Source organism: Pseudomonas sp. AF03-9 (assembly GCF_020515815.1).
Lineage (GTDB): Bacteria > Pseudomonadota > Gammaproteobacteria > Pseudomonadales > Pseudomonadaceae > Aquipseudomonas.
The window spans coordinates 109,541-132,313 of sequence record NZ_JAHPJF010000005.1 but is presented as its reverse complement, the minus strand read 5'-3'; the positions used below and the strand labels follow the sequence as shown (position 1 = coordinate 132,313).

Genomic DNA, 22,773 nt, shown 5'->3' with positions numbered 1-22,773 from the left:
GACTTTTTGTGAGCGAACTCATTCGCGTACCTGACATCGGCAGCGGTGAAGGTGAAGTAATCGAGCTGTTTGTGAAGGTCGGCGACACCGTCGAAGCCGACCAGAGCATCCTGACCCTGGAATCGGACAAGGCGAGCATGGAAATCCCTGCTCCCAAGGCCGGCGTGGTCAAGAGCCTGAAAGTGAAGCTGGGCGACCGCCTGAAAGAAGGCGACGAACTGCTGGAACTGGAAATCGAAGGTGCCGCTGATGCGGCCCCTGCTCCAGCGGCTGCTCCGGCTGCCGCTGCTGCACCGGCGCCTGCCGAGAAGCCAGCCGAGGCCCCTGCGGCCCCGGCTGCTGCTCCGGCCGCCGCTTCGGTCCAGGACATCCACGTGCCGGACATCGGTTCGTCGGGCAAGGCCAAGATCATCGAGCTGCTGGTCAAGGTCGGCGATACCGTCGAAGCCGACCAGTCGCTGATCACCCTGGAGTCCGACAAGGCCTCCATGGAAATCCCCTCGCCGGCTGCCGGTGTGGTGGAAAGCATCGCGGTCAAGCTGGAAGACGAAGTCGGCACTGGCGACTTCATCCTCAAGCTCAAAGTACAAGGCGCTGCGCCTGCTGCTGCCCCTGCCCCGGCTGCTCCAGCGGCCAAGGCTGAAGCGGCTCCGGCTGCTGCCGCGCCTGCACCTGCTGCAAAAGCCGAGGCCGCTCCGGCCCCTGTGGCTGCCGCACCTGCGCCAAGCGGTGCCAAGGTTCACGCCGGCCCTGCCGTTCGTCAGCTGGCCCGTGAGTTCGGCGTCGAGCTGAGCGCCGTCGCGGCTACCGGCCCTCACGGCCGTGTGCTGAAGGAAGACGTGCAGGCTTACGTCAAGGCCATGATGCAGAAAGCCAAGGAAGCTCCGGCTGCCGGCGGCGCTACTGGCGGTTCGGGCATTCCGCCGATCCGCACCGTGGACTTCAGCCGCTTCGGCGAAATCGAAGAAGTGCCGATGACCCGCCTGATGCAAATCGGCGCGGCCGGCCTGCACGCCAGCTACCTGAACATCCCGCACGTGACCCAGTTCGACCAGGCCGACATCACCGACCTGGAAGCTTTCCGCGTTGCGCAGAAAGCCGTGGCCGAGAAGGCTGGCGTGAAACTGACCGTGCTGCCACTGCTGCTCAAGGCCTGCGCGCACCTGCTCAAGGAGCTGCCGGACTTCAACGCCTCGCTGGCACCAAGCGGCAAGGCGATCATCCGCAAGAAGTACGTGCACATCGGCTTTGCCGTCGACACCCCGGATGGCCTGCTGGTACCGGTCATCAAGAACGTCGACCAGAAGAGCCTGCTGCAACTCGCTGCCGAAGCGGCTGCGCTGGCCGCCAAGGCCCGCGACAAGAAGCTCACTCCGGACGACATGCAGGGCGCGTGCTTCACCATCTCCAGCCTCGGTCACATTGGCGGCACTGGCTTCACGCCAATCGTCAACGCGCCGGAAGTGGCGATCCTGGGTGTGTCCAAGGCCACTATCCAGCCTGTGTGGGACGGCAAAGCGTTCCAGCCGAAGCTGATGCTGCCGCTGTCGTTGTCCTACGATCACCGTGTGATCAACGGCGCCGCTGCTGCACGCTTCACGCAGCGCCTGGGGCAACTGCTCGGCGACATCCGCACCATCCTGCTGTAAATCTCCACAGGCCTCCCTTTCACCGGGGAGGCCTGGTTGCATCGATTTCCGAGCGCCACGCTCGTACCTCAACCCCGCCACTTGGCGGGGCTTTTTTTGCCCGCTTTTCAGGTGAAAATTGGACAGACAAAACAGGTTTGTACACCTTCCGTCAGTACCATTTCAGAAATCCCCCGCGCGGCCGATAACACCCATATAGCACTTAGCCTTCATCCTCTCTTGTCAGTGCGTGCTGCATGATGCAACCTTGCTTGCAGGCGACAGAAAAGAGGGCGTGAGCCCGGCGCCGTGCGCATTTTCCCAAGCGAGTTTCCCCCATGAAAAGCCAACCCGATGTCGCCCGTATGGCGGCCGAGGTAGTGACGCAGTTACCGGTGCCTTCGCGCCTCGGTATGCTGCGTTTCGAGCGGCTGAATGAGGCAAGCTGGGCCCTGCTGTACCTCGACCCCAATTGCGAACGCCAGTTCGGCCTGCCGGCCGTTGAGCTGTGCGCCCTGCTCGGCACCCCCTACGCCAGCCTGATGGAGCCGCAAGCGCGCTATCAGCTGCATGACGCGATCCAGCAACAACTCAGCCACAGCCCCCACTACCTGGTGCGCTACACCCTGCACACCAGCGACGGTCCACTGAGCCTGCTGGAGATGGGTGAAGCCTACAAACAACACAATCGCCACCTGCTGCGCGGCTACCTGATGGTGGTCGACGGCCTGTTCAACGAAATCCCGACGACAGTCCCGACGGCCGACCTGGAAAGCCAGAACAGCCGCCTGCAAATCGCCCTGGAGCTCAACCAGCGCGCGCAACAGGAACAGTTGCAACATCTGGAGCGCGTACGCGCCCAGCAGGAGCTGATCCTGCTGCTGGCCCGCCAGCGCTACACCGCCAACAATTCGTTGCAGGAAGCCGCCGAGCTGATCACCCGCAGCGCCTGCGAGATCTATCAAGTCGACAGTGCGCGCATCTGGCACCTCGAAGACCAGCGCCTGGTGCCGATTGCCGCCTACCTGCGTGCCGAGCAGCAGCACTATCTGCCCGAGCCCATCGATGCCAGCGGTTTTCCGGATTATCTGGAAGCCCTGCACAGCAGCCGCGCCATCGACGCCACCAACGCCCTACGCGACCCGCGCACCCGCGAGCTGGCCGAAGAACTGCGCGCCAAGGACATCCAGGCCCTGCTCGACGCCAGCATTCGTGTGGATGGCCAGGTGGTCGGCGTGCTCTGCCTGGAGCAAGGTCGCAACACGCGTATCTGGCAAGCCGACGAAATCGCCTTTGCCGGTGAGCTGGCGGACCAGTTCGCCCAGGTCATCAACAACCACAACCGGCGCACCGCCACCAGCGCCCTGCACCTGTTCCAGCGTGCGGTCGAGCAAAGCGCCAATGCCTTTCTGCTGGTCAATTGCGACGGCGTGGTCGAATACGTCAACCCGAGCTTTACCGCGATTACCCAGTACAGCGCCGAAGAAGTCCATGGTCACCGCCTGGCACAACTGCCGGCGCTGGAGAACCTCAGCGAGTTGCTGTTCGACGCCCCCTCCAGCCTGGCCAAGAGCAACAGCTGGCAGGGCGAATTCAAGAGCCGGCGTAAAAACCTCGAACCCTACTGGGGCCAGTTGTCGATTTCCAAGGTGTACGGCGACAACCGCGAGCTGACGCACTACATCGGCATCTACGAAGACATCACCCAGAGCAAGCTGGCCCAGCAGCGCATCGAGCGCCTGGCCTACACCGACAATCTGACAAACCTGGGCAACCGCCCGGCGTTTATTCGCAATCTCGACGAACGGTTTGCCCGCGACAGCGACAGCCCGATCAGCCTGCTGCTGGTGGACATCGACAACTTCAAGCGGATCAACGACAGCCTCGGCCACCAGACCGGCGACAAACTGCTGATCAGCCTGGCCCGGCGCTTGCGCAACAGCCTCAGCGCCAGCGGCAGCCTGGCGCGGTTTGCCAGTAACGAATTCGCGGTACTGCTCGACGACACCGACCTGGAAACCGGCCAACAAGTCGCCGGCCAGCTGTTGGCGACCCTCGACAAACCGATGTTCGTCGACAACCAACTGATCAGCGTCACCGGCTCCGTGGGCCTGGCCTGCGCACCACTGCATGGTCGCGACCCGCAGACCCTGATGCGCAACGCCGGCCTGGCTCTGCACAAGGCCAAGGCCAATGGCAAACATCAGGTGCAGGTATTCACCGAAGCGCTGAACGCCGAAGCCAGCTACAAGCTGTTCGTGGAAAACAACCTGCGCCGCGCCCTGACCCAGAACGAGCTGGACGTGTTCTACCAGCCCAAGCTGTGCCTGCGCAGCGGGCGTTTGCTGGGCATGGAAGCGCTGCTGCGCTGGAACCACCCGGAAAAGGGCATGATCCGCCCCGACCAGTTCATCAGCGTGGCCGAAGAGACCGGCTTGATCATCCCCATCGGCAAATGGATCGCGCGCCAGGCCTGCCGCATGAGCAAGCAACTGAGCGCCGCTGGCATGGGCAACTTGCAGGTCGCCATCAACCTGTCGCCCAAACAGTTCTCCGACCCGGACCTGGTGGCCTCGATTGCCACCATCCTCAAAGAAGAACAGTTGCCGGCCAACCTGCTGGAGCTGGAGCTGACCGAAGGCCTGCTGCTGGAAGCCACCGAGGACACGCGCCTGCAACTGGACCAGCTGAAAAGCTTCGGCCTGACCCTGGCCATGGACGATTTCGGCACCGGTTACTCGTCGCTGAGCTACTTGAAAAAATTCCCGATCGACATCATCAAGATCGATCGCAGCTTCATCCACGAAATCCCGGACAACCAGGACGACATGGAAATCACCTCGGCGGTGATCGCCATGGCCCACAACCTCAAGCTCAAGGTCGTGGCCGAAGGCATCGAGACCGCCGAACAGCTGGCGTTCCTGCGCCGGCATCGCTGTGACGTCGGCCAGGGCTACCTGTTCGACCGGCCAATCCCCGGCGCAGAGCTGTTTGCTATGCTCAAGCGCTACCCACGCGGACCTGTCGCCTGACAGCGTGGTAACACTCGGGCACACTGGCTGTCTGACTCTTTACCGCTAACCCAACCTGACGAGAGGACTGATCATGGTCTTGCGCTCGGAAATTCTGGTGAATAAAAACGTGCTTCCTACTGCAGAACAAGCTTTGCCTGGCCGCGAAACCCCGATGGCGCTGCCCGAAACCCACTTCGTCAACGGCAACCCGTTGCTCGGCCCTTTCCTGGATGACGTCGGTTTCGCGATCTTCGGCCTGGGATGCTTCTGGGGCGCCGAGCGTAAATTCTGGCAGCGCGACGGCGTAGTCAGCACGGTGGTCGGCTACGCCGGCGGCTTCACGCCGAACCCGACCTACGAAGAAGTCTGCTCGGGCCTGACCGGCCACAGCGAAGTGGTGCTGGTGGTGTACGACCAGGCCAAGGTGAAATACGAAGACTTGCTGAAGATGTTCTGGGAACTGCACAACCCGACTCAGGGCATGCGCCAGGGCAATGACATTGGCAGCCAATACCGCTCGGTGATCTATGCGACCACGCCGGAGCAATTGGACGCGGCGAAAGCCAGCGCGCAGGCGTATCAGCAAGAACTGACCAAGGCCGGGCTGGGGGAGATCACCACCGAGATCGACGAAGCGCCGACGGTGTACTTCGCCGAGGCGTATCACCAGCAGTACCTGGCAAAGAATCCGCAGGGCTATTGCGGGATTGGCGGCACAGGCGTGACCTGCCCGATCTAAGGCTTACACAGTTCAAATGTGGGAGCGGGCTTGCTCGCGAAAGCGGTGGATCAGTCAACTGACTCTGTGACTGACACTCCGTATTCGCGAGCAAGCCCGCTCCCACACAAGCCCGCTCCCACATTTGGTTCTGTGTCTGGCCTTAGAGCTGATTACTCAGCAATCAGCCAATCCATCTGCCACCCGCCCTGGGTCTGCCCAAGCTGCTTGGACAACCACGGCAGCAGCTCACGCAATTCCTCCTCCAAACCCCACGGCGGGTTGGCAATCGCCAGGCCCGAGCCGGTCAGGGTGTTCGGCGTATCCAGCGGATGCACCAACAACTCCACGCGCAGCAACTTCGGCGCACCAGTGCCGGCCAGGTCCTGGTAGAAGCGGCGCAACATGCGCTGGTCTTTCACCGGATACCAAATCGCAGCGACGGTCTGGCGCATGCGGCTCACGGCTTCCTTGAGGGAAGCGGCGCAGCGCTGCATCTCGTCGAGTTTCTCGAACGGCGGATCGATCAGCATCAGTGCGCGTTTTTCCGGCACCGGCAACAGGGCACGCGGCACGTGCCAGCCTTCGCCCAAATGCACTTTGACGCGGCGATCACCCTTCATATTGTCTTTGAGCAGCAGGCCGTCTTCCGGGTGTTTCTCGTTGAGCAACACCCGATCCTGCGGCCGCGTGAGGCGGCGCGCCAGCTCCGGCGAGCCCGGGTAGTAGCGCAACTGGCCATCCGGGTTCATCTCGTGCAGCACGCGCATGTAATCGGCGGTCAGTGGCGGCAGGTCGCTTTGGCCCCACAGGCGCGCGATGCCTTCCAGGTATTCACCCGTGCGGTTGGCCTGGTCGCCCTGCAGGTCGTACAGACCGATACCGGCGTGGGTGTCGAGGTAGGCGAACGGCTGCTCCTTGCGCGACATCAGGGCGATGAGGCGGGTCAAGGTCAGGTGTTTGAAGACATCGGCGTGGTTGCCGGCGTGAAAGGCGTGACGATAATTCATGGTTGCTCCTGCGCAGGGGGCGAAGTTTACCTTTTACGCGGGCTCAGGTGCAGTGCGGTGCTTATGCTTAAAGCGCAGGAACCTCGCTGAAAATGATCTAGCCCGTTATGTGGAAGCGGGCTTGCCCGCGATGCAGGCGACGCGGTATTACCTGCACACCGCGGTGACGCTATCGCAGGCAAGCCAGCTCCCACACTGTCCAAGGAGGTCAATAACAATCATGAAAGACGCCACTATCGCACTGCACCACGGCTTCAAGTCGGACCCCACCACCAAGGCCGTCGCGGTGCCGATCTACCAGAACGTCGCCTTCGAATTCGATAACGCCCAGCACGGCGCCGACCTGTTCAACCTGGACGTACCCGGCAATATCTACACGCGCATCATGAACCCGACCAACGACGTGCTGGAGCAACGTATCGCAGCCTTGGAAGGCGGTATTGCGGCCCTGGCCGTGTCGGCTGGCAGCGCGGCGATCCACTATGCGATCCAGACCCTGACCCGCGCCGGCGACAACATCGTCACCACGCCGCAGCTCTACGGCGGCACCTACACCCTGTTTGCGCACCTGCTGCCGAGCTTTGGCGTGGACGTACGCTTCGCCCGTGACGACTCCGCGCAAGCCATCGCCGAGCTGATCGACGACAACACCAAGCTGGTGTACTGCGAAAGCATCGGCAACCCGGCGGGCAATATCGTCGACCTGCAAGCCCTGGCGAACGTCGCCCACGCCCGAGGCGTGCCGCTGATGGTGGATAACACCGTGGCCACGCCGATCCTGTGCAAGCCCATCAGCTTCGGCGCCGACATCGTGGTGCACTCGGTGACCAAGTACATCGGCGGCCATGGCAACTCCCTGGGCGGCGTGATAGTCGACAGCGGCACCTTCCCCTGGAGCGATTACCCGGAGAAATTCCCCGGCCTCAACAACCCCGAGCCGGCCTATCACGGCGTGGTCTACACCGAGAAATTCGGCCCCGCCGCCTTTATCGCGCGCGCCCGCACCGTGCCGCTGCGCAATACCGGCGCGGCGTTGGCCCCGATGAACGCGTTCCTGCTGCTGCAAGGCCTGGAAACCCTGGCCCTGCGCATGGAGCGCCACACCGAGAACGCGTTGAAAGTTGCGCAGTTCCTGCAAGGCCATGCCGAGGTGGAGTGGGTCAGCTACGCGGGCCTGCCGGATCACCCGCACCACGCGCTGGCGCAGAAATACCTGCAAGGCAAACCGTCGGCGATCCTGTCGTTTGGCTTGAAGGGCGGCTACGCAGCCGGGGTGCGCTTCTACGACGCGCTGCAAATCTTCAAGCGCCTGGTGAATATCGGCGATGCCAAATCCCTGGCCTGCCACCCGGCCTCCACCACCCACCGGCAGATGAACGAGCAAGAACAGGCCAAGGCCGGGGTCAAGCCGGAGATGATTCGCCTGTCGGTGGGCATCGAGGCGATTGAAGACCTGATCGAGGATTTGCAGCAGGCGTTGGGCTCAACCCAGCTCTGAGACGAGGTAACCGGCCAACCCCGCATGGCTGATCTGCCGCCCGCGCGCGAAGTAGGCGACCTTGTGCCGCAAGGTCGCCGGCGGGAAGGCGGTATGGAGGTCCGGGCATTGCTCTTCGAGCCCTTGCAACAGGTTATCGATAAGAGTTCGGCGCGATCGCCCGGCCAGCTGTTCGAGCAGCGACGCCGGCACGTGCCACCACGGGCCGGGGTTGGCAACCGCCACCGGGCCGGTCGCCACGCTCAGCGGCTGACCGTTGATCAGGTAGCGTTGGAACACGGGCAATAGCTCCGCGCCGCACTGCTGAACGATCGGCCACCACTGCACCCCGTCCCAGAACCGCAAGAACACCTCCTGACCATCCGGCAGGAAGACCTTGGTCAGGCTTTGCAGGTACGCGACCACACTTTCCAGCGGGCTGGACGAAACCGCCAGCCAACCCCAGTCGGTGGACTCGGTGGCGGCTACCCAGTCGAGGAACGGACTGCCCGGTTCGACAATGGCGACGTAGGGCATCACCTCGCTCCATGTCCCATAGGGCGTGCCGGCCCAAACGGGTTGCAGAGGCGTTCCGGCGGCCAGCGCTCGCCAGGCGTCCACTGGCTTGGCGTCGCTGGCGGCGCCCAGTATGGCGAAGAGCTGTTCACCCGCACGCAAGGATTGATACATCGATGTAGGCTCCTTTTCAGGCAACGGCGCACTGGCCATTCTTGCAACGCTCACATTCTTCGCAGAACGGCGCACTGCGCTTGAGGCTGGCGACTTGTACGCGACTCAACGGTGCAGGAACCACCGTCTGCAACGCCTCCTTCAGCCCAGGCCGCAACGGCGCCGACACCACAGTGGGTGCACCACCGGGCTGGATCGGCACGCTGCTGAAAATCCCGCCGGCCGACAAGGTGATCGATTGCCCCCCGGCCTGGATCGTCACGCTCGCGCCCGCATCGATCACCACGCTTTGCCCGGCGCCAATCTGAATGGTGCCTGCGGCCCGCATCTGCTGCGAACCGCCGACCAGCAGATGATCATCCCTCTTGAGTTCGATCAGGCGATTGCCGTGGGTGATGCGCTGCTCCTCGCCTTGCAGTTCGTGGTGCGACTCGCCGCCCACCGTGATCCGCCGCCGGTTGTCAACCTGCACCTGCTGGTCATGCAGCACATGCTGGGTCCAATCGCGCTGGGCACGCAGGTAGATTTCCTCGGCGCCCTTGCGGTCCTCGATGCGCAACTCGTTGTAACCGCCACCCCCGGGGCTGCTGTGACTGCGCAAGATGCTGCGGGTCTTGTCCGCCGGCAGGTCGAGGGGCAGCGGCGTCGCCGCGTTGGGCAGGCAACCCATCACCAACGGCATGTCCATGTCGCCATTGACGAAGCCCACCAACACCTCCATGCCCACTCGCGGGATCAGCACCGCGCCATAGCGGTCGTGGGCCCAACCGCTGGCCACCCGCAGCCAGCAACTGGAATGGTCGTTGTGTTCGCCGTTGCGGTCCCAGGCCAACTGCACTTTGACCCGACCGTATTCGTCGCAATGAATTTCGCTGTCGGCGGGGCCGGTGACGACCGCGTTCTGATACCCCGAAATACTCGGGCGCCCAGGCAACGGTGGACGAAAGATCACATCCCACGGTGCCGCCACAAATTCATTGCGATACCCCTGGCGAAAGTCCCCGCCCGGCACCTCGGTGACCGCCTCTTCCAGCACCTGGGGTTGCTTGCCTTCGTGGACGATATGGGTCACCAGCCACAAATCATTCCACTCCTCGCGCGGGTGCCCGGCCAGCTTGAGAAACCCGCCGGTGACCAACGCCGGTTCATCGCCACTGCCCCGGGCGGTTCGATAGTCGCTGCGATAGCGCTCCAGGCCACGCTGCGCCAGGTACTTGCCATGGGCGCGGTCGCTGAAGTGCGCGGGGTAGTCCTGCGCCTCAAGGTGGGGAAGCTGCTCGCCGGCCACCGTGCTTTCCAGCGTCAGACGCGGCTTGCGCCAGTCGTAATCACGCAGATTCAGCGCTGTAGTACGCGTCTCCAATTGCACCGCAAAACGCTTGATCGCCGGGGCGTGCGCAACCATCCCGGAACCGGGGGAGTAAGGGCTGGGCCGGTCAGGCTGGGCAAACACCGTCTGGTCATCGCCAAACACCAGCAGGTGCCGCTCGACGCAATGTTGGAAGTGATAGTGGATGCCAGCCTCGGCACACAGCCGCTGAACGAACGCCAGGTCGCTCTCGCCAAACTGCACGCAATACTCACGCTCGGGATACGTACCACTGAGGCGGAACTCAAAACGATCGCCCTGAATGCCCTGCGCCGTCAGCACCTGCGCAACCATCTGCGGCACCGTCTTGTGTTGGAAGATGCGCTGGTGGCTGCTGTGGGCCAGGTAGGCCAACTGTGGAACCAGACTGAGTTGATAGCGCGTCAGCCGGCGCCCCGAGTCACCTTGAGCCACGCGATAGACCACGCCGTGAATGCCATGACCCTGCGCGTCGAAACCCAGGTACATCTGACGATGCAGCAGGCCTTCGAGATCCAGATCAGGCTGTTCGCTGACCAATTCAAGATCAAAACAATAGGGTTGGCTGAGGGCTTCGGTGCCCGTGAAGCTCAAGACCTTTAAGTCACTGGCAAGCCCATCCAGGGTCAGGGTGAAGGCACTTTGATTGGCAGGAGCGAACATCCGGTGTTTCTCTGCGAAGGGGTGGGCCGGGGATAGTGCCTCAGCCACTTGCCGTACTGATCACAGCGCCAACAAATCAGTAATTCCTTACGTCACGGGTTTGCTTTTCGCCCGTTCACGTTTGCCTGGGTTTTCAGCGCAAAAAAGCAGGCATCTGACGGAAGCTTTTCGTCACCGCGTAGCCCGTTTCCCAAACTGAAAAAACCACCCCCAATTCCCCCCTGCATAACCACGACGTTTTCCAGGCAACTGATTAAATTTCGCTGCCATGTTCACTCCAAAGGAATGCGTTCATGGCGGGACATCTCGACACCCAATCGCTGAGGGACTTGTAATGCCTCAGCCCTATGCCTTTATCAATGAGCGGCCACTGACGTCTGTGGAACTCAAGGCGAGCTTGTGCATGAGCCGACACGCCGAAGCCAAGTTCGACGCGCTGAATACGCATATCCGCAATGTGGTGGTGCTGCCGGGACACCTGGTGATCATCGGTGACCACACCACCTCAGCCTGCACCGCAGAGGAGTCATGCCTGGTGCGCGCCGCCTGGGATGTCCGCCATAGCGTGACGGCCCATGGCGGGGCTGCCTTTGCGCTGCAGAATTATGATTTGCTGCAAAAACTACTCGGATACGCTTCGCTGGGGATAGGTACCGCAGGGGATGCCTGGAGCCGGCATTTGCAGGAAATCGTGAAAACTCTCGATGAAATCGAGGCCCTGCATAAACAGTCGCTGCGCCGAGGCGGTGGCGCGGCGCGAGATGATTTTTTGGCTCGGCGCAAAGTGCTGTTTGCCAAACTGGAAGCGCAAATGCGCAGCTTTGCGCGTTACGGCACGGGCCTGCGCAATGAAGGATCGATCAAGAAAATGCTGGGGATATCGACCAGGAGCTATTTGCACACAGGGGAGATCAATCGATACGCAGAAACGATTGCCAAAATTTCCAAGACGGCGAAGCTGCTTAAACACGGCACGCCGTTGGGGATGGCGTTGAGTACGACGTCCACGGCGCTGGAGATCAAGGAGGCGTGTTCTACCGGCAGAGGGGAACAATGCCGAAAAGCGAAGTATGTGGAAGCGGGTAAATTAACCTTTGGTGTAGCGGGAGGAATCATTGGAGGCCAGATGGGAATGGGCTTGTGTATAGCGGTAATGGCTCCGACAACCGGGCCGGGCGCCCTGAGCTGTCTTTTGATCGCTGGCGGCGCCATGGGCGCGGCGTTCGGCAGTTGGGGCAGCGAAATTGGCGCGGTCACTGGAGAGGTACTGTATGAGTATTGAGTACATACTCAACCTCCCTGCCAAAGACCAAATAGCATTGGGCTCGGCAGCCTCAATGCTTCTGGCGGTCGCGCTCGACATCTTCCTGGCCTATCGCAAATTGGAGTCGATGGAGCAACGCCTGGACCAATGCAGTCTGCTGGATAATTACAAGCACCTGTGGGGCAACAGCCTACGAGGAAGATTGACCAGACTGTGCGCGGTCTATGTAGCAATTGCACTGCCGAAGTGGAACACAAGACGAGGCGTCATCAACGCAAAACAAGTCGCAGAGTTTCCCCGCTGCCTGAAATTCGCCCTTCACGGAACAGCTCTTATCGGTCTGGTCGGCGCAGTGGGTGCGATGTTTTTTCATTTCAGCGATCAACCAAGCCTGTAATCCAGCACGTTTTCACCTCCAGACCGACAAAAAAACGGCCCGTCATCCAAAGGACGCGGGCCGCTCTTTTCAACTCGACAGGCGCTTAACGCCCAGCGCAATTACTTGTTGAGGTTGTAGTCCTTCTCCGCCGCATCAAAGCGCTCGACCATACCTGCAGTCGGTGCGCCCAGCTTGCTCACGAAGTAGATCGCCAGGCTGGCGAAGATGAAGCCCGGGATGATTTCGTACAGGCCCAGCAGCTCGAAGTGTTTCCACACGATCACGGTGATCGCGCCGACCAGGATGCCGGCCAGCGCGCCGTTGCGGGTCATGCCTTTCCAGATTACCGAGATCAGCACCACAGGGCCGAACGCCGCGCCGAAACCGGCCCAGGCGTAGCTCACCAGGCCCAGCACGCGGTTGTTCGGGTTGGCGGCCATGGCGATGGCGATCAGGGCAACCAGCAGCACCATCAGGCGGCCAACCCATACCAGCTCACGCTGGGAAGCGTTTTTGCGCAGGAAAGTCTTGTAGAAGTCTTCGGTCAGGGCGCTGGAGCACACCAGCAACTGGCAGCTCAGGGTGCTCATCACGGCAGCCAGGATGGCCGACAGCAGCACACCAGCAATCCACGGGTTGAACAGCAGCTTGGCCAGTTCGATGAACACACGCTCGTGGTTCTCGGTCACAGGGCCGGCCACTTCCGGGTGCGCCGAGAAGTAAGCGATGCCGAAGAAGCCTACGGCCACGGTGCCGCCCAGGCACAGGATCATCCAGGTCATGGAGATGCGGCGCGCGTTGGCAATCGACTTCACCGAATCCGCCGCCATGAAACGCGCGAGGATGTGCGGCTGGCCGAAGTAACCCAGGCCCCAGCCCATCAGCGAGATGATGCCGATGAAGGTGGTGTTCTTCAGCATGTTGAAGTTGTCAGGGTTCTTGGCTTCGATGGCCAGGAAGGTGGTGTCGACGCCGCCGGTGGCCAGCAGCACGATGATCGGCGTAAGGATCAGCGCGAAGATCATCAGGGTGGCTTGTACGGTATCTGTCCAGCTCACTGCCAGGAAACCACCGACGAAGGTGTAGGCAATAGTCGCAGCAGCACCGGCCCACAGCGCGGTCTCGTAGGACATGCCGAAGGTGCTTTCGAACAGACGGGCGCCAGCCACGATGCCCGAAGCGCAGTAGATGGTGAAGAACACCAGGATCACCACGGCGGAGATGATCCGCAGCAGGCCGCTCTTATCTTCGAAACGGCTGGAGAAGTAGTCCGGCAGGGTCAGGGCGTCGCCGTTGTGTTCGGTCTGTACCCGCAGGCGACCGGCCACGAACAGCCAGTTGAGGTAGGCACCGACGATCAGGCCGATGGCGATCCAGCTTTCCGACAGGCCGGACATGTAAATCGCGCCGGGCAGGCCCATCAACAACCAGCCACTCATGTCGGACGCACCGGCCGACAAGGCCGTGACCACGCTACCGAGGCTGCGACCGCCGAGGATGTAATCGGAAAGGTTATTGGTGGAGCGATAGGCCATGAAGCCGATCAGCACCATTGCTGCGATGTAGATCACGAACGTGATCAGGGTTGGATTGCTAACGCTCATATGAGTGACGCCCTGGCTTTGTTTTTATGTAGCGACGGTCTGTCAGACGGCCACCCACTGAAAGTAGGTAGACGTAACTGCGTGCCGCGCATTTATGACTGACGTTTCCCCAGGAAAGCCGTCAGCCGATGAACCAAACCTTGCGGTGGTTGCACCTAGGGCGCGAATCCTATTCAACAAACTAAATAAGGTGCAACCAGTTTCTCGAGAATAAGTTGCACCTTGATGTTAATTCCAGAAAACACCCCGTTTTTGCTCCTTTTCGGAGCAAGCACAGCCGATCTAAGAAGCAAATGCACCACCGTGAAGCGGATTCTGTTGAGGGCCGATTTTTTTCATGCCCTCCTTCAAAAATTTCATGCATAAAAAGGGTTGCACCCGGTTGCACCTCTTCATGGGCGAAGCTAATCTTGCCGCCAGCTGATGCCACTCGGTAGTGGCACCCATGAGGATAAGAAAATGGCTACGACCACCCTTGGGGTCAAACTCGACGACCCGACCCGCGAACGCCTGAAGGCGGCCGCGACCTCCATTGATCGCACGCCACACTGGCTGATCAAGCAGGCGATTTTCAATTACCTGGAGAAACTGGAGGGTGGTGCAACCCTGACCGAACTCAATGGCTTGAGCAGCAAGGACGGCGACGACGCTGGCGAGGTCCAGACCGACCACGCGCACCAGTGCTTCCTCGAATTTGCCGAGAGCATCCTGCCGCAATCCGTGCTGCGCGCCTCGATCACTGCCGCCTACCGCCGCCCTGAGCCGGAAGTGGTGCCGATGCTGATCGAACAGGCTCGTCTGCCAGCACCAATGGCCGAAGCCACCAACAAGCTGGCTGCGTCGATCGCTGAAAAACTGCGTAACCAGAAGAGTGCCGGTGGCCGTGCCGGTATTGTTCAGGGCCTGCTGCAAGAGTTTTCCCTGTCGTCCCAGGAAGGCGTGGCACTGATGTGCCTGGCCGAAGCGCTGCTGCGCATCCCGGACAAGGGCACCCGCGACGCGCTGATCCGCGACAAAATCAGCACCGGCAACTGGCAGCCGCACCTGGGCAACAGCCCGTCGCTGTTCGTCAACGCCGCCACCTGGGGCCTGCTGCTGACCGGCAAACTGGTCGCCACCCACAACGAAGCGGGCTTGACCTCGTCCCTGAGCCGCATCATCGGCAAGAGCGGCGAGCCGATGATCCGCAAGGGCGTCGACATGGCCATGCGCCTGATGGGCGAGCAGTTCGTCACGGGTGAAACCATCGCCGAAGCCCTGGCCAACGCGAGCAAGTTCGAAGCCAAGGGCTTCCGCTATTCCTACGACATGCTCGGTGAAGCCGCACTCACCGAACACGATGCGCAGAAGTACCTGGCCTCGTACGAACAAGCCATTCACTCCATCGGCAAAGCCTCCCACGGCCGCGGGATCTATGAAGGCCCGGGCATCTCCATCAAGCTATCGGCACTGCACCCGCGTTACAGCCGTGCGCAGTACGAGCGTGTGATGGACGAGCTGTACCCACGCCTGCTGTCCCTGACCTTGCTGGCCAAGCAATACGACATCGGCTTGAACATCGACGCCGAAGAAGCCGACCGCCTGGAGCTGTCGCTGGACCTGCTGGAACGCCTGTGCTTCGAGCCGCAACTGACCGGCTGGAACGGCATCGGCTTCGTGATCCAGGCTTACCAGAAGCGTTGCCCGTATGTGATCGACTACGTGATCGACCTGGCGCGCCGTAGCCGTCACCGCCTGATGATCCGCCTGGTAAAAGGCGCGTACTGGGACAGCGAGATCAAGCGCGCCCAGGTCGAAGGCCTGGAAGGCTACCCGGTGTACACCCGCAAGGTTTACACCGACGTGTCCTACATCGCCTGCGCACGCAAACTGCTGTCGGTGCCGGAAGTCATCTACCCGCAGTTCGCCACGCACAATGCCCACACCCTGTCGGCCATCTACCATATTGCCGGCCAGAACTATTACCCGGGCCAGTACGAGTTCCAATGCCTGCACGGCATGGGTGAACCTCTGTACGAGCAGGTTGTAGGCAAGGTTTCCGATGGCAAGCTGAACCGTCCGTGCCGCGTGTACGCTCCGGTCGGCACCCACGAAACACTGTTGGCTTACCTGGTACGTCGCCTGCTGGAAAACGGCGCCAACACCTCGTTCGTCAACCGCATTGCTGACCAGTCCATCTCGATTCAGGAGCTGGTGGCCGATCCAGTGGCCAGCATCGAGCAAATGGCCACGCTGGAAGGCGGCTTCGGCCTGCCACACCCGCGCATTCCATTGCCCCGTGACCTGTACGGCAGCGACCGCGCCAACTCGGCCGGTATCGACCTGGCCAACGAACATCGCCTGGCATCGCTGTCCTGCGCCCTGCTGGCCACTGCCCACAACAACTGGAAGGCCGCGCCGATGCTCGGCTGCCCCGCCAGTGAACAACCGGCGGCACCGGTGCTGAACCCGTCCGACCTGCGCGACGTGGTCGGCCACGTACAAGAAGCTACGGTCGAAGACGTCGACAACGCCATCCAGTGCGCCATCGGCGCCGGTCCGATCTGGCAGGCCACCCCGCCCGCCGAGCGTGCCGCGATCCTGGAGCGCGCCGCCGACCTGATGGAAAGCGAGATCCAACCGCTGATGGGCCTGCTGGCCCGCGAAGCCGGCAAGACCTTCGCCAACGCCATCGCCGAAGTGCGCGAAGCCGTGGACTTCCTGCGTTACTACGCGGTGCAGGCACGTAACGACTTCACCAATGACGCCCACCGCCCACTGGGGCCGGTGGTGTGCATCAGCCCGTGGAACTTCCCGCTGGCGATCTTCAGCGGCCAGGTCGCCGCTGCACTGGCCGCCGGCAACCCCGTACTGGCCAAGCCTGCCGAGCAAACCCCGCTGGTCGCCGCGCAAGCCGTGCGCATCCTGCTGGAAGCCGGTATTCCGCAAGGCGTGCTGCAACTGCTGCCGGGCCAGGGCGAAACCGTGGGTGCCCGCCTGGTGGGTGATGATCGCGTCAAAGGCGTGATGTTCACTGGTTCCACCGAGGTTGCGCGCCTGCTGCAGCGCAATGTCGCCGGTCGCCTGGATGCCCAGGGCCGTCCGATCCCGCTGATCGCCGAAACCGGCGGCCAGAACGCAATGATCGTCGACTCCTCGGCACTCACCGAACAAGTGGTCATCGACGTCGTGTCCTCGGCCTTCGACAGTGCCGGTCAACGCTGCTCAGCCCTGCGTGTACTGTGCTTGCAGGAAGATTCGGCAGACCGCGTCATCGAAATGCTCAAGGGCGCCATGGCCGAATGCCGTCTGGGCAACCCGGAGCGCCTGTCGGTAGACATCGGCCCGGTGATCGACGCCGAAGCCAAGGCGGGTATCGAGAAACACATCCAGGCCATGCGTGACAAAGGCCGCAATGTGTACCAGGTGGCAATCGCCGACGGTGAAGAGATCAAGCGCGGCACCTTCGTGATGCCAACCCTGATCGAACTGGAAAGCTTCGACGAACTGCAACGCGAAATCTTCGGCCCGGTACTGCACGTGGTGCGCTACAAGCGCAAAGAGATCGATCAGCTCATCGGCCAGATCAACGCGTCGGGCTACGGCCTGACCCTGGGCGTGCACACCCGTATCGACGAGACCATCGCCAAGGTGATCGACAACGTCCACGCCGGTAACGTCTACGTAAACCGCAACATCGTGGGTGCCGTGGTTGGCGTACAACCGTTCGGTGGCGAAGGCTTGTCGGGGACTGGCCCGAAAGCCGGTGGTCCGCTGTACCTGTATCGCCTGCTGTCGACTCGTCCTACGGATGCCATCGAGCAGTCCTTCGTGCGTGGCGATGCCCTGGCCGCTCCAGATGTACGTCTGCGGGATGCCATGAGCCAGCCGCTGACCGCCCTGAAAACCTGGGCCGACGGCAACAAGCTCAGCGAGCTGAGCGCCCTGTGCAGCCAGTTCGCCGCGCAATCGCAAAGCGGTATCACCCGCCAACTGGCCGGCCCGACCGGCGAGCGCAACAGCTACGCCATCCTGCCCCGCGAGCACGTATTGTGCCTGGCGGAAGTAGAAGGCGACCTGCTGACGCAACTGGCGGCAGTGCTGGCGGTAGGCGGTTCGGCGGTATGGCCGGAAACTGACTTGACCAAGGCGTTGCTCCCACGCCTGCCGAAAGAAATTCAGGCGAAGATCAAGCGCGTGGCTGACTGGACCAAGGACGAAGTGGTATTCGACGCTGTTGTGCACCACGGCGACTCCGACCAACTGCGTGCGGTGTGCCAGCAAGTGGCGCAGCGCAGTGGTGCGATTGTCGGGGTGCATGGTTTGTCCCAAGGTGAGACGGCGATCGCGCTGGAACGCCTGGTGATCGAGCGGGCACTGAGCGTTAACACCGCAGCCGCGGGCGGTAACGCGAGCCTGATGACCATCGGCTAAACCTGTGGGAGCGGGCTTGCTCGCGAAAGCGGTGGGTCAGTCAACTAATTCAGTGACTGGCACTCCGTCTTCGCGGGCAAGCCCGCTCCCGCATTTGGACTGCGTATCTCTCACCCGTCCGTGTTCTGCCCCTCCATCACCCAAATCAATCTTGCTATCCAGCCTCTATTTGCGCACTTAGACTCGGCCCTATTCCCACATAGGTGATCCGCCATGTCCGAGACGCTGCTCAGTTCCCGCAATCTGGCTTTCGAGCTGTACGAAGTCCTTGATGCCGAGAGCCTGACCAGGCGCGAGCGGTTTGCCGAGCACAATCGGGAAACGTTCGATGCGGCGATCAGCACCGCTCGAAACATCGCCGAAAAGTACTTCGCCCCCCATAACCGCAAGAACGACGAAAACGAGCCGCGCTACGAAAATGGCGCAGCCATCCTGATTCCCGAGGTCAAACCGGCCGTCGATGCATTTCTGGAAGCCGGCTTCCTCAACGCCGCGCGCAGCTTCGAAGCCGGTGGCATGCAGTTGCCCACCCTGCTCTCCCAGGCATGCTTTGCGCATTTCCAATCGGCCAACGCCGCATCCACGTCCTACCCGTTCCTGACCATGGGCGCCGCCAACCTGATCGAAAGCTTCGGCACCGAGGAGCAGAAACAACGCTTCCTGCAGCCGATGATCGATGGCCGCTTCTTCGGCACCATGGCCCTGACCGAACCCCATGCGGGCTCGTCACTGTCGGATATTCGTACCCGCGCAGAACCGGCGGCCGACGGCACTTATCGTCTGAAGGGCAACAAGATCTTTATCTCCGGCGGCGATCACCCGCTGTCGGAAAACATTGTGCACATGGTGCTGGCCAAGCTGCCGGACGCGCCCGCCGGGGTGAAGGGCATTTCGCTGTTCATCGTGCCCAAGTTCCTGGTCAACGACGATGGCAGCCTTGGCGAACGCAACGACGTGCTACTGGCCGGGCTGTTTCACAAGATGGGCTGGCGCGGCACCACGTCCACGGCGCTTAACTTCGGCGATAACGGTAACTGTGTCGGCTATCTGGTGGGCAAACCGCACCAGGGCTTGAGCTGCATGTTCCAGATGATGAACGAAGCGCGAATCGGCGTTGGCATGGGCGCGGTGATGCTAGGTTACGCCGGCTACCTGTATTCCCTGGAATACGCCCGTGAACGCCCGCAAGGTCGCCTGCCGGACAGCAAGGACCCGACAACGGCGCCGGTCTCGATCATTCAGCACGCGGATATAAAACGCATGCTGCTGACGCAAAAAGCCTACGTCGAAGGCGCCTTCGACCTTGGCTTGTACGCCGCACGCCTGTTCGACGACACCACCACCCTGGAGACTGAAACCGAGCGTAAACAGGCCCACGAACTGTTGGACCTGCTCACCCCCATCGTCAAATCCTGGCCCTCGGAGTTCTGCCTCAAGGCCAACGAACTGGCGATCCAGATCCTCGGCGGCCACGGCTACACCCGCGAATACCCGGTGGAGCAGTACTACCGCGACAACCGCCTGAACCCGATCCATGAAGGCACCCACGGCATCCAGTCCCTCGACTTGCTGGGACGCAAGCTGGCGCAGAACGGCGGCGCGGGCTTGAAACAACTGATCCGGCTGATCGCCGAAACCGGCGCCCGGGCGCAGGAATATCCATCACTCAATGCCCTGAGAGAACCCCTGGAGCAACTGGTCAACCGCTTGCAAAGCGTCACCATTGGCCTGCTCACGGATCTGGCCCACGGCAAGGTCAACAGCAGCCTGGCGAATTCGGCGCTGTACCTGAAGGTATTTGGGCATACGGTGATTGGCTGGCGCTGGCTGGAACAGGCGATTCGCGCCGAAGAGGGGTTGGCCAAGGGCAATGCGGCGGATGTCGCCTTCTATAAAGGCAAGTTCCAGGCCGCCCGGTATTTCCTGACCTGGGAAGTACCGGGCTGCCATCATGAACTGGCGATTCTGGAGGCGCGGGATGATACGTGCCTCGCGATGCAGGACGCGTGGTTCTAAGGCTGTCCGATTACCTTGGAAATCACCTCGACCGTGGCGCTGACTTGCTCTTGGTAACGGTCGAGTTCCTCCTGGTGCGCCTGCTGCATTTCGATCTGTTCGGCGCACAGGTTCAACGCCGCCAGCACCAGTAACTTGTCCCCGATCAGGGTCGGGTACTTTTTCTTGGTGGTGGCCAGGGAGGCCTTGAGCATGGTCACGGCGTGCATCAGGGTTTTGTCTTCCCCGGCTGGCGCCTTGATCGAGTAATCCTCGCCGAGAATCGAAACGACCTTTATCCCTTCATTCATGCGCCGACCGGACCTGCGCTCACACGCTCAACCAACGCTTGGATACGGGCGGCGGTGGCGCCTTGTTTTTCTTCCTGTTCCATCAGGCTCAGTTGCAGGCTGTCGTTCTCATCCTTGGCGCGAGCCAGTTCGGCCTTGAGGGATTCGTTGCTGCCCAACAGATCCTGGTTCTGCTGTACCAGGTCGCTGACCAGTTGTTCCAATTGGCTGAGGGATGCTTCTAACATTTTGATTTCTCGGGCTTTTTCAAAGGGCGGTGACGATAAAGAAAATTCACCTCGGATGCCAGGGTTATCCCCGGCGCGCAGCCCGATTATTCAGGGCCGAGCCGCGCTTTCGAGCCTTAGTGACTGCAATTCCCCCATCTGGTTCCTGAACCTCGTCGGATGCGACAAAAACGCACAGCCCCCTTTAGACTTTAGTCGTACGACCGATAGAGAGGCACACCCCGTATCACGCCCGCACGGATCGCGCTTCTCCCCCAGGATTCCAGCATGTCCCTTCGTAATATGAATATCGCGCCGCGCGCCTTTCTTGGCTTCGCGTTTATCGGCGCACTCATGTTGTTTCTCGGCGTGTTCGCCCTGAACCAGATGAGCAAGATCCGTGGCGCCGCCGAAGACATCACCCTGTCCAGCGTGCCGAGCATTCGCGCACTGGATGAGTTCACCCAGCTGACCCTGCGCCTGCGCGTCCTGTCCTACCGTTTGCTGACCAACCGCGAGCCGGACGTGCAGCAGAAGACCCTGGAAACCTTCGAACTGCGCGACCAGCAGATCCGCGCCGCCCAGGGCATTTACGAAAAACTCATCGACAGTCGCGAAGAGCGCGCCGCCTATGACGAGTACGTCACCTTGCTGGGCCAGTACCGTCAGATCGAAACGCGCATGAAGAGCCTGTCCCAGGCCAATCAGGTGGAAGCCCTGCGCACCCTGATCAACACTGAGCTGCTGAGCAACTCCGAGCAGGTCAACGCCGTGCTGGCGCGCCTGCTGGACATCAACAACAAGATGGCCCTGGTCACCAATCAGCAAGCCAAGGATCAATACGACCTGGCTTTCGACCTGGTGGTAGGCCTGCTGGTACTGGCCACCGCGCTGACTGTGCTGTTCGCCTGGCTGCTGACCCGCAGCATCACCGTGCCTATCGCCCAGGCTCTGGAAGCCGCCGAAGAAGTCGCCGAAGGCAACCTGACGCGCCCGATCAAGGTCGACGGCAATGACGAAGCCGGCCGCCTGCTGGCCGCCATGGCCAAGATGCAGGACAAACTGCGCGACACCCTGCAACGCATCGCCGGGTCCGCCACCCAACTCGCCTCGGCCGCCGAAGAGCTGAACGCCGTCACCGACGAAAGCGCCCGTGGCCTGACCCAGCAAAACAACGAGATCGAACAAGCCGCCACCGCCGTCAATGAAATGACCAGCGCCGTCGAAGAAGTCGCGCGCAATGCGGTGAGCACCTCCGAAGCCTCGCGCAACGCCACCACCTCGGCTGGTGACGGGCGTGATCTGGTGCAGGAAACCGTCAGCGCCATCGAACGCATGAGCGGTGATGTGCAAGCCACCGCCACATTGATTGGCGACCTGGCCAATGAGTCGCGGGACATCGGCAAGGTACTGGACGTGATTCGCGGCCTCGCCGACCAGACCAACCTGCTGGCCCTCAACGCCGCCATCGAAGCCGCCCGCGCCGGTGAGGCCGGACGTGGTTTTGCGGTGGTCGCCGATGAAGTGCGCGCACTGGCCCATCGTACCCAGCAATCCACCAGCGAGATCGAGCGGATGATCGGCAGCATCCAGGCCGGCACCGAACACGCAGTGGATTCGATGCGCAACAGCACCGAGCGTGCGGAATCGACGCTGAACATCGCCAAAGGTGCAGGGATGTCGCTGGATACCATCAACACTGCGATTGTCGAGATCAACGAGCGCAACCTGGTGATCGCCAGCGCCGCGGAAGAACAGGCGCAGGTGGCGCGGGAAGTGGACCGCAACCTGGTGAACATCCGCGATCTGTCGGTGCAATCGGCGACAGGCGCCAACCAGACCAGTGCGGCGAGCAGTGAGTTGTCGCGATTGGCGGTGGATTTGAATGGGATGGTCGGCCGTTTCCGCCTCTAACTGACACACCTCGGCCAAAAATGTGGGAGCGGGCTTGCTCGCGAAAGCGGTGTATCAGTCGCCAGATGTATCGACTGGCACACCGCTTTCGCGAGCAAGCCCGCTCCCACATTGGATCTTCGCCAACCTGCAAAAGCTT

Annotated in this window: 15 protein-coding genes and 1 pseudogene; 10 read left to right on the top strand and 6 right to left on the bottom strand. The window is 61.7% G+C overall.

Annotated elements, in window-relative coordinates; genetic code table 11:
• The first annotated feature begins 8 nt into the window (after positions 1-8).
• From aceF to msrA, 3 genes are all read left to right on the top strand, one after another.
• Positions 9-1,649: a dihydrolipoyllysine-residue acetyltransferase gene (aceF, locus tag LIY36_RS09965; RefSeq protein ID WP_226455572.1), complete on the top strand. Its 1,641-nt coding sequence runs from the start codon at positions 9-11 to the stop codon at positions 1,647-1,649.
• A 317-nt stretch (positions 1,650-1,966) separates the two neighbouring features.
• Entirely contained in the window at positions 1,967-4,660 is a 2,694-nt protein-coding gene (locus LIY36_RS09960) for a putative bifunctional diguanylate cyclase/phosphodiesterase (RefSeq protein WP_226455571.1), read from the top strand.
• A 73-nt stretch (positions 4,661-4,733) separates the two neighbouring features.
• A complete protein-coding gene (gene msrA / locus LIY36_RS09955) occupies positions 4,734-5,381 on the top strand; it encodes a peptide-methionine (S)-S-oxide reductase MsrA (RefSeq protein WP_226455570.1) in 648 nt (215 codons plus the stop codon).
• 152 nt (positions 5,382-5,533) lie between these two features.
• On the opposite strand, the gene LIY36_RS09945 is transcribed toward msrA, so the two are convergent.
• The gene (locus tag LIY36_RS09945) at positions 5,534-6,370 is read right to left on the bottom strand and encodes a 23S rRNA (adenine(2030)-N(6))-methyltransferase RlmJ (RefSeq protein WP_192298300.1); all 837 of its coding nucleotides are present in this window, start codon (positions 6,368-6,370) and stop codon (positions 5,534-5,536) included.
• Between the two features lie 220 nt (positions 6,371-6,590).
• Between LIY36_RS09945 and LIY36_RS09940 the strand changes: the two genes are divergently transcribed.
• Positions 6,591-7,868: an O-acetylhomoserine aminocarboxypropyltransferase/cysteine synthase family protein gene (locus LIY36_RS09940; RefSeq protein ID WP_226455569.1), complete on the top strand. Its 1,278-nt coding sequence runs from the start codon at positions 6,591-6,593 to the stop codon at positions 7,866-7,868.
• Here LIY36_RS09940 and LIY36_RS09935 read toward each other — a convergent pair.
• Positions 7,854-8,537: a DUF4123 domain-containing protein gene (locus LIY36_RS09935; RefSeq protein WP_226455706.1), complete on the bottom strand. Its 684-nt coding sequence runs from the start codon at positions 8,535-8,537 to the stop codon at positions 7,854-7,856. The two genes, LIY36_RS09940 and LIY36_RS09935, sit on opposite strands and share 15 nt — an antisense overlap.
• A 16-nt stretch (positions 8,538-8,553) precedes the next feature.
• Entirely contained in the window at positions 8,554-10,548 is a 1,995-nt protein-coding gene (locus LIY36_RS09930) for a type VI secretion system Vgr family protein (protein ID WP_226455568.1), read from the bottom strand.
• 334 nt (positions 10,549-10,882) lie between these two features.
• Here LIY36_RS09930 and LIY36_RS09925 point away from each other — a divergent pair, with 334 nt between their 5' ends.
• A complete protein-coding gene (locus LIY36_RS09925) occupies positions 10,883-11,830 on the top strand; it encodes a hypothetical protein (protein WP_226455567.1) in 948 nt (315 codons plus the stop codon).
• The gene (locus LIY36_RS09920) at positions 11,820-12,209 is read left to right on the top strand and encodes a hypothetical protein (RefSeq protein ID WP_226455566.1); all 390 of its coding nucleotides are present in this window, start codon (positions 11,820-11,822) and stop codon (positions 12,207-12,209) included. Before LIY36_RS09925 ends, LIY36_RS09920 begins: the two co-directional genes overlap by 11 nt.
• Before the next feature lie 101 nt (positions 12,210-12,310).
• Here the strand turns inward: LIY36_RS09920 and putP are convergent, their stop codons facing one another.
• Positions 12,311-13,795 carry a sodium/proline symporter PutP gene (gene putP, locus LIY36_RS09915; RefSeq protein ID WP_226455565.1) on the bottom strand — a complete coding sequence of 495 codons (1,485 nt, stop codon included), beginning with the start codon at positions 13,793-13,795 and terminating at the stop codon, positions 12,311-12,313.
• A 459-nt stretch (positions 13,796-14,254) separates the two neighbouring features.
• Between putP and putA the strand changes: the two genes are divergently transcribed.
• Complete coding sequence (gene putA, locus LIY36_RS09910) at positions 14,255-18,208, top strand: trifunctional transcriptional regulator/proline dehydrogenase/L-glutamate gamma-semialdehyde dehydrogenase (protein WP_226455564.1); 3,954 nt, start codon at positions 14,255-14,257, stop codon at positions 18,206-18,208.
• Positions 18,209-18,421: 213 nt separating this feature from the next.
• On the top strand, positions 18,422-20,224 hold the full coding sequence (locus LIY36_RS09905) for an acyl-CoA dehydrogenase (RefSeq protein WP_226455563.1): 1,803 nt from the start codon (positions 18,422-18,424) through the stop codon (positions 20,222-20,224).
• Here the strand turns inward: LIY36_RS09905 and LIY36_RS09900 are convergent.
• Positions 20,221-20,514 carry a cell division protein ZapA gene (locus LIY36_RS09900; protein WP_226455562.1) on the bottom strand — a complete coding sequence of 98 codons (294 nt, stop codon included), beginning with the start codon at positions 20,512-20,514 and terminating at the stop codon, positions 20,221-20,223. The genes LIY36_RS09905 and LIY36_RS09900 overlap by 4 nt on opposite strands.
• Positions 20,511-20,741, bottom strand: a complete 231-nt coding sequence (locus LIY36_RS09895; RefSeq protein WP_124525484.1) for a hypothetical protein — start codon at positions 20,739-20,741, stop codon at positions 20,511-20,513. The genes LIY36_RS09900 and LIY36_RS09895 overlap by 4 nt, the downstream gene beginning before the upstream one ends.
• A gap of 267 nt (positions 20,742-21,008) precedes the next feature.
• On the opposite strand from LIY36_RS09895, the pseudogene LIY36_RS27820 reads away from it, so the two are divergent.
• Both LIY36_RS27820 and LIY36_RS27815 read left to right on the top strand, forming a co-directional pair.
• A pseudogene (locus LIY36_RS27820) lies at positions 21,009-21,731 on the top strand (MCP four helix bundle domain-containing protein); the annotation flags it as partial.
• A 30-nt stretch (positions 21,732-21,761) separates the two neighbouring features.
• The gene (locus LIY36_RS27815) at positions 21,762-22,634 is read left to right on the top strand and encodes a methyl-accepting chemotaxis protein (protein ID WP_370694905.1); all 873 of its coding nucleotides are present in this window, start codon (positions 21,762-21,764) and stop codon (positions 22,632-22,634) included.
• The last annotated feature ends 139 nt before the right edge of the window (positions 22,635-22,773 follow it).